Origin of the sequence: aff. Roholtiella sp. LEGE 12411 (assembly GCF_015206995.1) — a bacterium.
Taxonomy (GTDB): domain Bacteria; phylum Cyanobacteriota; class Cyanobacteriia; order Cyanobacteriales; family Nostocaceae; genus Komarekiella.
Map to the genome: position 1 here is coordinate 52,459 of NZ_JADEXR010000019.1, position 10,761 is coordinate 63,219.

A 10,761-nucleotide genomic window follows, 5' to 3' on the forward strand; every position below is an offset into this window, starting at 1 on the left:
TCTTTTTTTACCAATAATTAATGCTGGGCAGGGGGCATGGAGCATGGGGCATTGGGCATGAAGCAGGAGAGTAAGGGAGGACAGGAGAAGTTGCAGTCAGTTTTTTCTTCCTCTGCCCTTTTGCTTGTTCAGTTTCCATACCCTTAATTGCAAATTTCAACAAGCACTTTAAAACTCTCCGATCATTTTGACTTCTGGTTCTAACCAAATAGACCAACGTTCTTGAACCTGTTGTTGGATATGCCGAATGAGACAGAAGATATCACTAGCCTTTGCTCCACCACGATTGACGATAAAATTGGCGTGAAGTTGTGCTACTTGTGCTCCACCAATTTGGTAACCTTTTAAACCAGTTTGTTCGATTAACCATCCAGCAGTGTAAGGTTTGGGATTGCGGAACACACTGCCACAACTGGGGAAGTTGTAGGGCTGGGTGTTCAGCCGATGCTTTTTGTGCTGCTTGGTAAGCGCTACAACTTGTGCTGGATCAGCACCTGGCTCAAGCTGGAGGGTGGCTTGAGTGACTATGCGATCGCCGCCTTGTAGTAATGAAGTTCGGTAGCTATAACCTAGCTGTTTAGGTGTAAAAGTTCCCACTGTACCATCAGGTGAAAGTACCTGGGCGCTAACTAACATATCTGCGATACAGCTCTTATGTGCTCCTGCATTCATTACGACAGCGCCCCCGACAGTTCCAGGGATACCAACAGCCCACTCCAATCCCTGCCACCCTAGTTCTGCTACCTGCCATGCCAAGCTGGGAATTGATTCTCCAGAGGCAACGGTTAATTGGCCTGTCTCGGAGTCGAAGTAGCTGTGGCGCAGATGGCGAGTAACAATGACTAAGCCTGGTATACCGCGATCGCTCACTAATAAGTTAGAACCTGCTCCCAGTATTGTTACTATTAAATCATGTTCTTTTGCGTAGTTAAGACTTGCCTGTAACGCTTCTAAGTTTCGGGGAGCAACGTACCATTGGGCTGCTCCCCCAACTCTATAGGAAGTAAACGCTGACAAGGAAGCCTGAGACTTAATCGCACAATCAGTACCAGGTAAATAAATTACCTCACTCTTGATTGAATTAGCTGTTTCTTGTTTCTTTGTATTCAAAGCAGAAGCTATGCAGACGTTTCCAACTGCCTGGGAAATGGTCATCTTTAGTTTAATAGGTAAAATTTTTACATTTTTTACCGTAATAATACGGCAATAGCATAAACCAATGGAACCGTTGGTAGACGGGTGCTTTGCTCAGAAATTAGACCTCGCAACTTATGATGTGGCTTTAGCAGGCTCGCAAAGTGTTGTGATTACTTCGGGAATCACCTGATTCAAGTTTCCAGCTCCTAGAAAAAGTGCCAAATCGCCTGGGTGCAGTGTTTGCAATAAGAATTCGCACACTGAGTCTAAAGTCGGTTGATAAACTACTTGCGGATGCTGCTTGGCAATTTCCGCTGCTAGTTGTTCACCACTGATTTGCCCTAAATTTGGTTCGCCTGCACTGTAAATATCAGTCAGCACAACTAAATCAGCGTGAGTAAAAGATTGGGCAAATTCTTCTAAGAAGGTAAGTGTACGGCTGTAGCGATGGGGTTGGAAGATAGCAACAACTCTTTGTCCTGGTCTTGCCTGTAAACGTGCTGCGGCAAGAGTAGCGCGAATCTCGCTGGGATGATGAGCATAATCATCAATGAAGGTGATACCATCGACTTCACCCCGGAATTCAAAGCGGCGTCTAGCTCCTTCAAAAGTGGCAATGCCTTTGGCGATTTCTCCAAATTCTAAGCCCAAGGCTCGACCAACGGCGACAGCTGCTAGAGCATTACTGAGATTGTGCCGACTAAGCAGCCGCAATTTCAATACACCTAAAGCTTTGCCTCGTTCCCAAACAAGAGCCGTGGTGCCATCAGCACGATAGTCAACATTGGTGACGGTGTAGTCAGCGTCAGTATCTGAGTGTAAGCTGTAGCTGATTGTTGGTTTTAGGCAATCACGTACTGTAGCACAGTCAATACTACCTATCAATATCTTACAACCCTTGGCAAAAGTCTGGAAGATGTCAACTACTTCCTCCAATGTATCGTAGTGATCGGGATGATCAAGTTCAATGTTGGTAATAATGCCAATTTCAGGGGCGTGTTTGACTAGAGAACCATCTGATTCATCTGCCTCTGCTACTAAATACCGACTTTGCCCTAGTCGAGCATTGCCTTCCCAAGCGTTTACTTCCCCACCCACCAAAATGGTTGGGTCTAAACCTGCTTGCAAAAGCATATAGCCAATCATACTACTGGTTGTGGTTTTGCCGTGTGTTCCTGCCACTCCAATGCTGTAGTAATCGGCAATCAAGGCTGCTAGTACATCTGAACGATGTAAAATAGGACAACCTAATTCCAACGCCGCTTTGTATTCTAAATTATTAGTGTTAATCGCTGTCGAACAAATGACTTGAGGCAGTATTGACTTACTAGGAGCAGGCAATTGTTCTTGTGAGTTTAATACTACTCCATTAGCCAATACTTGAGGGCGAAAGAATTCAAGATTGCTTGCTTCTTGTTTGCCAAAAATATGAGCGCCAATAGATTCCAGTTTGTGCGTAATGTGGTTAGGACGAAGATCCGAACCTGATACTGGAAATTGGCGTTTGGCGAGAACGTATGCTAGAGCAGACATACCTATGCCGCCGATACCAATGAAATGAAATGGTCTACCACTAAAGTCTACAGAATTACTCATTTATTACTCCTTTTACACCACACCACACCATAATCACAAATGACACGCGTATCATAACAGGAATTTGATTTTTTACCGTAACTGCTCGTACATCATGTTTATGTTTGATGCTTAGTTGACTTTTATGCTCTGGCTTTGTTTGTTCAGAATGATTTTACCTTGGTTGGAGGTTTTTGCTATTTTTGAACTGTTTTTAAGATTATTCTGAGAATTTTTGCCGCGTCGGGAAATAAATTCTTGTAATGTCAAATACATATTTTTCGTTACCTTACTGGAATTGACTGCGATCGCACATTGTTGGCGAAACTGATTTTAAATTGCATCAAGCCTAGGCGCAAATTGACTTCAATAGTACATTGGTAATGAAACTATTTTTCAATTGCATAAAACCCAGGCGTGATTGGATGCAGCAACTAGCAATTTTTGGTGGCACATTTGATCCAATTCATTGGGGACACCTCCTCATAGCCGAAACAGCTTTGCATCAAGTACCACTAAAAAAGGTAATTTGGGTGCCATCGCTAAATCCTCCTCATAAAGAAGCAGCTTTGTTTGAGCATCGCGTGAAAATGTTGCAAACAGCTACAAAAGATAACCCAGCATTTACTGTCTCACTAGTAGAAGTAAATCGCTCTGGGGTCTCTTTTGGGATAAATACCCTAATCGACTTATCTGCTTTTTACCAAAATACTCACTGGTACTGGATTTTGGGTTTGGATGCTTTCCAAACCTTACCTCGTTGGTACCGCGGACACGAACTAGCACAAATGTGCGATTGGTTAATCGCACCCCGACTGGTAGGTGGTGAGACTATAGCTCAAAGCGAGTTAATCTGCAAGCAAGTGGAGCAACAACTGATGAAGCAGTCGATTACCATTCACTGGCAATTCTTGAATATACCTTTAGTAGGAGTTTCGTCAAGTCTAATTCGCAAACTTTGCTACCAACGCCAGTCAATTCGCTACTTAGTCCCGGAATCCGTCAGAGGGTACATCGCTAACAACAACCTTTACTCAAGCAAATCTGAATAAATTATGTGTTTTTTTCTTGATCCAACACTTTCTGGTTATGAGTGCTCCCCCCCTTTGCGATATGATTGGGGTCAACGATATCAACTTATAAGCATAAATACAGAGGGCAAGACACTGTGATCAGAGTTGCAATTAACGGTTTCGGGCGTATCGGACGTAACTTTGCGCGCTGCTGGGTGGGTAGAGAAAATAGCCAAATTGACCTTGTTGCTATTAATGACACCTCAGACCCTAGAACCAACGCTCACCTGCTGAAATATGACTCAATGCTGGGCAAGATAAAGGGTGCTGAGATTGCTGCCGATGATAACTCTATCATCGTTAACGGTAAGACCATTAAATGCGTGTCTGATCGCAACCCAGAAAACTTGCCCTGGAAAGAGTGGGAAATTGACCTGATCATCGAAGCGACGGGAGTATTTACCAGCAAAGAAGGAGCGCTGAAGCATGTGAATGCTGGAGCCAAGAAGGTTCTGATCACCGCCCCTGGTAAAAATGAGGATGGCACTTTTGTGGTTGGTGTAAATCATCATGACTATGACCACAACAAACACCACATCATCAGTAATGCCAGCTGTACCACTAATTGCTTGGCTCCCATCGCCAAGGTGTTGAATGATAAATTCGGCATCATTAAAGGTACAATGACCACCACCCACAGCTATACTGGCGACCAGCGCTTGCTAGACGCTTCTCACCGGGACTTGCGACGGGCCAGAGCAGCAGCCATAAACATTGTACCCACCTCAACTGGTGCGGCAAAAGCAGTGGCGCTGGTAATTCCAGACCTCAAGGGTAAGCTGAATGGCGTTGCTCTGCGTGTACCTACCCCGAACGTTTCAATGGTAGATTTCGTGGTTCAGGTTGAGAAGCGTACTATTACCGAAGAAGTTAACCAAGCTCTTAAAGATGCTGCTGAAGGCCCACTCAAAGGTATTTTGGACTACAGTGAACTACAACTGGTATCGTCCGATTATCAAGGTAGTGACGCTTCTTCGATTGTGGATGCTGCTTTGACTTTGGTCTTGGGCAATGACTTAGTGAAAGTGATGGCGTGGTATGACAACGAGTGGGGTTACAGCCAGCGAGTTCTGGATTTGGCAGAATTAGTGGCTCACAAGTGGCAATAATTAGTTATTAGTCCTTCGACAAATGACTAATGACTAAAATGTTGAAATCCCTGGCTAAGACTCAGAACTTGGTCAGGGAATTTTTCTTTTTCATCGTGCAATACTACTGTTGATTCCGATGTAATCCTCCCCACAACAGCCGCACTCTGACCTAGTTGTTCTACTAAGTCATGGGCTAGATATTGTGGTAAGCAAAGCACTAATTCAAAGTCTTCACCACCATAGAGAGCGTATTCCAGTGCTTGCTCTTTTGTCAGCCAGTGCTCAAAAGCTGTCGGTAAGGAGATTTGCCTGCGCTCTAGGATAGCACCGACACCGCTGGCGCGGCAGATTTGCATAACTGCATCTGCTAAACCGTCGCTGCTATCCATCCCAGCGATGGAGAGTGGGAGAGGGGGGAAGTGGGAGAGGGGCGAAGTGGGAGAGGAAGATGCTAAGATTTTTTGGAGGATTGGTAAGACATCTAATCGTGGTTGAGGGCGTTGGTGTGCTTTGATTAAAGCCGTCTTTACTGTGTCGTTAAGGTTTTGTCCGAATTGAGGATGTAAGAGCAATTCTAAGCCAGCACGGGAGGCTCCGTGGACGCCTGTAACGATGATCGCATCTCCTACCTGAGCAGCGGAACGGCGGATAATTTGGTTAGGGTGAACTTGACCGAAAGCGGTAATTGCCAGAGTAGTCACAGGCGATCGCACGATATCACCACCCACAATTGGAGTATTGTACTGTTGCAGGCATTGTGTCATTCCTTGATACAACCGCTCAACCCAACTCACCATCATTTCACCAGGGAGTCCCAGTCCGACAGTGATTCCCAAAGGTGAAGCACCCATTGCTGCTAAATCTGATAAATTGGCTGCTGCTGCTCGCCAACCAGCATCTTCTGGGGAAGTAGTGACGTTACTAAAATGTACGCCGTCAATTAGGACATCCGTTGTCACTACTAAAGATTGTTCTGGTTCTGTCAGTAGCACCGCTGCATCATCCCCAATGATTTCTGGGGGACAGAATCGCTGCAATCTTTGTAAAAGTCCTTGTTCACCAATATCTTGTATTTGTAGGGAAGATAAATCACTATTCACAATCGGTTTTCCGGGTTGCAAAGTTATAAGAAAACTGATGATTTGCTTTACGGTTTAGGATAAGGGTATCGTCTAGGAGTCAGTTGGGATGGTAACAACACCAGTAACTAGCATTACATTTGAGGAATACTTAATTTATGATGATGGCAGCGATTTCCGTAATGAACTCGTGGATGGCAGGCTGGAGCTAATGAACCCACCGACTATTCAACATTTTTTGATTGCCGATTTTTTAGACACTGCTTTGAAAACAGAAATCAAACGTTGTAGCTATCCTTGGCTGTGTTTGCGAGAAGGTGGGGTGAGAACGGGTAGAAATAAATCTAGGTTGACTGACCTGTGTGTAGTGACACTGGAACAAGCCAAAGAATTGTTGAATGTGTCAGCAGTATTTCAGTCACCCCCATTACTAATTATAGAGGTGGTCAGTCCAGAGTCGGTGAAACGGGACTATCGTTATAAGCGATCTGAATATGCGGCATTGGAGGTTTCTGAATATTGGATTGTAGACCCGCTAGAAACGAAGATTACAGTATTGTTTCTGGAAGAGGGACTGTACGAAGATACAGTTTTTACGAGTAACCAGCAGATTGCATCGCGGACTTTTCCAGAGTTGGCGATCGCTACTGAGCAAGTGTTTAGCGCTGGGAATCTTAGTTAGTAATGCTCATTCTGGAAATTTTCGGGCAGGCAATATGCCCACCCTGATTTGGAAATTATACAACGCTCTGGTAGCTGAGCGATCGCATCGCCAACACCAGCTAAAGTTTGTTCTGTAAATGATTATGCTGATTGTGGCTCAACCAAGTTTTCTATACCCTGAATAACTGTTGCCGATTCAATTTTGTCACCAGCCTTGAGTTGATCCAAAATCTCTTTGCCTTCGGTAAGATAACCAAAAATGGCATAGCGACCATCCAATAAATTGCGCCCTGCGGGTGTGAGTTCCGGCTCAAACAGGAAGAAGAAAAATTGCGAAGAACCTCCATTCACTTCACTTTCGGGACGAGCCATTGCCAATGCACCAAAGGCAGAAAAAGGCAAAACTGGCATATCAATGTAACGACCAGCTTCTTCTAGAGTAATGCCATAGGTAGGCTCCTTGTCGCCTTCAACCAAAATTTCTAAGGGAATGGCGCGATATTCGTTTGTTTTTGGGTCAATAAAACCTGCTTCCTTCCCTGGTGGATCTCCAGTTTGTAGCACGTAAGATTCTTCAGAACGGGTAAATTCTAAGCCGTTATAAAAACCGCGTTGTACCAAATCTACAAAATTTCCAGCAGTTACAGGGGCACTGTAACCGTCCACCACAAGAGTCAGGTTGCCTTTGTTGGTTTTAAATTCCACGGTGGCGCGACCTTTAAGCTGAGGTAGATAACTGTACTGGACAGGCACTTCAAAAGGGAATCCCTTCACCATCGACTCTTCGATTTGTGTGACCAAATTCAGCAGTTTAGCTCTTTCTTGGAGAATGTGTTCTTTATCTTTGACGTTCGCCAATTCTTGCAGTTTACCCACGCCAGATTTCAATTCGGTAATCCAAGCTTCGGCTTGGGGTTGGCGTTCTTCAGGAACGCTTGTTAAGATTTGGGAGGGTTTATCGAGAATCCGCGATGCTTGGCTGATGTCTTTGGAAATAGCACCCCACCGCCGATTCGCCCGCAGTTGGGCAGATATGTCTTCTAAGCTGGCTTGCAGTTGCCGCACAGGTTTATTATTTATCGGGAGTGCATACCGTAACAGAGCTTTACCGTCGGTAATTGCATTTCCAGCTGGCAGAGCGGCGTTACTGGAGGGAGTCCACCCAGATGTAGTTATGCCTAAAAATATTGCTACCAGCAGTATTGTCATGAGGCTGTTCTTCAGCCAGAATTTTAAAAAGTTAAACATGGCATGGCTCAAATGCAGCATCAAAATTGTTGACTGGACGTAACTCATCAATAATCTTCCCACGTTAGGTGCTGAGGTAGCAGGGGAGATGGGGAGTGGGGGAGTGGAGCCACCCGTTGTAGCAACTGGCGTGAGCAGGGGGGAAGTTGCAGTAAGTCTTTCCCCTCTGCCCCTTTGCACCTCTGCTCCTCTGTGTGCATCCTAACTCTTGACCCTTGACTCTTAACAAATGACCAATGACAAATGTCAACTGACTAATTACTCCGCTTGAAGGGTACAATAAATGCCGATTGTCTTCTAAAACTTGAAAGCTTCATGATCTCCAGTAACGACTTTCGACCCGGTGTTTCAATTGTTTTAGATGGGTCTGTATGGCGGGTGATAGAATTCCTCCACGTTAAGCCCGGTAAAGGTTCTGCCTTTGTGCGGACAAAACTGAGAAATGCTCAAAATGGGAACGTGGTAGAAAAAACATTCCGGGCTGGGGAAACAGTACCCCAAGCCACTCTAGAAAAAAGCACGATGCAGCATACCTATAAAGAGGGCAATGAGTTCGTTTTTATGGATATGGAAACTTACGAAGAAGGCAGATTGAGTGCAGCGCAAATTGGCGATCGCGTCAAGTACCTTAAAGAAGGTATGGAAGTTAACGTCGTGCGCTGGGGTGAGCAAGTGCTCGAAGTGGAACTGCCTAACTCCGTGGTTCTAGAAGTTGTGCAAACAGATCCTGGTGTCAAAGGTGATACTGCTACAGGTGGTACAAAACCAGCAATTCTAGAAACTGGAGCTAGTGTAATGGTTCCCTTGTTTATTGTTCAAGGAGAACGTATCCGCATTGATACTCGTGACGATAAATACCAAGGCAGAGAATAACTTTCATCTCAAATGAGGTGCTTGCTGCCGATTTCAATCCCTGCAACACTTAAGATTCTAATTTACTGATAGGTCGAGGTAATAAAAACTGTGCCATTGGACTTTAATGAAATCCGCCAACTACTAGCAACTATCGCACAAACAGATATTGCAGAAGTAACGCTCAAAAGCAATGACTTTGAACTAACGGTACGTAAGGGCGTGAGCGTTAGCACTCAGATGTTGTCGGTAGGTCAGACAACTGGAGGTGGTGTGGTTAGTTCGTCGGGATTGACATCGGTTTCACCCGCACCTCAAGCATCAACTCCAGTAACGGAGGTGGCGACAAGTCGTGTCTTTGACAATACTATGAGTGGGACGCAATTGCAGTTGTCAGTAAATGCCCCCTCAGCGATTGATCAAAGATTAGTAGAAGTGCCTTCTCCAATGGTGGGAACATTTTATCGGGCTTCCGCACCAGGGGAAGGGCCATTTGTGGAAGTAGGCGATCGCATCCGTAGCGGTCAAACGGTTTGTATTATTGAAGCCATGAAACTAATGAATGAAATTGAAGCCGAAGTTTCAGGACAAGTGATGGAAATTCTTCTTCAAAATGGTGAACCGGTAGAATATGGTCAGCCTTTGATGCGAATTAACCCTGATTAAGTATTAATCTATATATGAAATGAGTCATATACTTTCAGTCCTTGCGGGTTAATCCTGATGAAACAAGCGTTGCCTGTACCAGAAGTGGTGCAACAAATAGCTGAATACTTCAGCCTGTTAAGTGAGCCGATGCGTCTGCGGCTGCTACACTTGCTTCGGGATGAAGAAAAATGCGTGCAAGAGTTAGTAGAGGCAACACAGACTTCTCAGGCAAATGTGTCGAAGCACCTGAAGGTAATGTGGCAAGCAGGAATCCTTAGCCGCCGCAGTGAAGGAACTTGTGCCTACTACCGGGTAGAAGATCAAATGATTTTTGACTTATGCAACCGGGTTTGCGATCGCCTTGCCACAAGGTTAGAACAGCAAGCCCGTAACTTTCGTGTATTAAATAGTAAGCGGTAAGTTATTTGTCCTTTGTCATTTGTCATTTGTCATTTGCCATTCACTAATGACCAATGACTCATGACTCATGACTAAAGTGGATAATTTTTCTGAAAGCTTTCACGAGTTAGCGGCTGTTGTAACTCCACACCTTCACCACCCAAAACATCTAAGGGTTTGCCGTTTACATCAATGTACACCTTGGCTTTTGGATTTAAAGTTGTCGCAGTGTAAACAACTTGTCCTACGCGACCCATCATTGATGAACTACCACCACCGCTGGTAAAATCTTCAGACAAATTAACGTGAACCTCGTTATTGTCTGTCTTCAGCCCTAATAGTTTGGTTCCCTTAGGAATGGTCGTCGAATCTTTCCCTTCTGTGGGGCCCGCTAACAAACTTTGGAAAGCTGCTTCTAAGGCTTGGTTGGGCTGTGCAGTAGCTACTTTAACTGGCTGGGGAACTAAATTAATATTTTTGTCTTTTGGTCTTAGCCAATAAATGTTGGCGGTTTTCTCATTACCTGGTTGGGTGGTCGATGGCTGCTGTCCCGGCTGGGTTATTTTTTGAGAGGAGCTTGACGGTGTAGGAGAATTATTAGAGTTTGAAGTAACCCAAGCTACACCACCACCCACCGCTACAACCGCTGCTGAGACAACTGCAATTACACCTGGAGTTATACGGTTAGATCCTTGTTGGTCTTTCATGTTCAAAACCTTCCTGACTGAGGGCTGAATAGTCTTTATATGAGGAGCAGCCTGGTTAAAGACGATACTTACAATTGGAGAGTTTCCCAAAAACTACTAGAGGAAGCTCTCTGCTTCAAAATCGTATAATTCTTAATTTTGCTGGTCTATAACTCAATTTTAGAATTTACACTTGTAGTCCGTCACCTGCCCAATTATGTAAATTTAGGGATTTGGGGAGTGGAGGAGTGAGGAAGTGGGGGAATGGAGGAGTGGAGGAAGAAGAACTATTGCCCCATGCCCCATGCCC

11 protein-coding genes are annotated in these 10,761 nt (G+C 44.8%); 6 read left to right on the forward strand and 5 right to left on the reverse strand.

From position 1 onward, the window contains the following. Positions 1 to 168: 168 nt before the first annotated feature. Both murB and murC read right to left on the reverse strand, forming a co-directional pair. Positions 169 to 1,155 (reverse strand): UDP-N-acetylmuramate dehydrogenase, encoded by a 987-nt coding sequence (gene murB / locus IQ246_RS06775; RefSeq protein ID WP_194001327.1) that lies wholly within the window; start codon positions 1,153 to 1,155, stop codon positions 169 to 171. 114 nt (positions 1,156 to 1,269) lie between these two features. Then, positions 1,270 to 2,733 carry a UDP-N-acetylmuramate--L-alanine ligase gene (gene murC, locus IQ246_RS06780; protein WP_194001329.1) on the reverse strand — a complete coding sequence of 488 codons (1,464 nt, stop codon included), beginning with the start codon at positions 2,731 to 2,733 and terminating at the stop codon, positions 1,270 to 1,272. Between the two features lie 404 nt (positions 2,734 to 3,137). Between murC and nadD the strand changes: the two genes are divergently transcribed. After that, positions 3,138 to 3,764: a nicotinate (nicotinamide) nucleotide adenylyltransferase gene (gene nadD / locus IQ246_RS06785; protein WP_194001331.1), complete on the forward strand. Its 627-nt coding sequence runs from the start codon at positions 3,138 to 3,140 to the stop codon at positions 3,762 to 3,764. A gap of 116 nt (positions 3,765 to 3,880) precedes the next feature. Beyond that, entirely contained in the window at positions 3,881 to 4,894 is a 1,014-nt protein-coding gene (locus IQ246_RS06790; protein ID WP_194001333.1) for a type I glyceraldehyde-3-phosphate dehydrogenase, read from the forward strand. A gap of 26 nt (positions 4,895 to 4,920) precedes the next feature. Here the strand turns inward: IQ246_RS06790 and thiL are convergent, their stop codons facing one another. Beyond that, positions 4,921 to 5,976 carry a thiamine-phosphate kinase gene (thiL, locus tag IQ246_RS06795; RefSeq protein WP_194001335.1) on the reverse strand — a complete coding sequence of 352 codons (1,056 nt, stop codon included), beginning with the start codon at positions 5,974 to 5,976 and terminating at the stop codon, positions 4,921 to 4,923. 88 nt (positions 5,977 to 6,064) lie between these two features. Between thiL and IQ246_RS06800 the strand changes: the two genes are divergently transcribed. Next, on the forward strand, positions 6,065 to 6,637 hold the full coding sequence (locus IQ246_RS06800) for a Uma2 family endonuclease (RefSeq protein WP_194001337.1): 573 nt from the start codon (positions 6,065 to 6,067) through the stop codon (positions 6,635 to 6,637). 122 nt (positions 6,638 to 6,759) lie between these two features. Here the strand turns inward: IQ246_RS06800 and IQ246_RS06805 are convergent, their stop codons facing one another. Further along, complete coding sequence (locus tag IQ246_RS06805) at positions 6,760 to 7,866, reverse strand: peptidylprolyl isomerase (protein ID WP_370588460.1); 1,107 nt, start codon at positions 7,864 to 7,866, stop codon at positions 6,760 to 6,762. A 315-nt stretch (positions 7,867 to 8,181) separates the two neighbouring features. Here IQ246_RS06805 and efp point away from each other — a divergent pair, with 315 nt between their 5' ends. The 3 genes from efp to IQ246_RS06820 all read left to right on the forward strand — a co-directional run bounded on the left by efp (position 8,182) and on the right by IQ246_RS06820 (position 9,786). Further along, entirely contained in the window at positions 8,182 to 8,739 is a 558-nt protein-coding gene (efp, locus tag IQ246_RS06810) for an elongation factor P (RefSeq protein WP_194001340.1), read from the forward strand. Between the two features lie 90 nt (positions 8,740 to 8,829). Further along, entirely contained in the window at positions 8,830 to 9,384 is a 555-nt protein-coding gene (accB, locus tag IQ246_RS06815; RefSeq protein WP_194001342.1) for an acetyl-CoA carboxylase biotin carboxyl carrier protein, read from the forward strand. Between the two features lie 57 nt (positions 9,385 to 9,441). Continuing rightward, complete coding sequence (locus tag IQ246_RS06820; RefSeq protein ID WP_194001344.1) at positions 9,442 to 9,786, forward strand: metalloregulator ArsR/SmtB family transcription factor; 345 nt, start codon at positions 9,442 to 9,444, stop codon at positions 9,784 to 9,786. Positions 9,787 to 9,857: 71 nt separating this feature from the next. Here IQ246_RS06820 and IQ246_RS06825 read toward each other — a convergent pair whose 3' ends face one another. Further along, positions 9,858 to 10,472: a GerMN domain-containing protein gene (locus IQ246_RS06825; protein WP_194001346.1), complete on the reverse strand. Its 615-nt coding sequence runs from the start codon at positions 10,470 to 10,472 to the stop codon at positions 9,858 to 9,860. Positions 10,473 to 10,761: the final 289 nt, after the last annotated feature.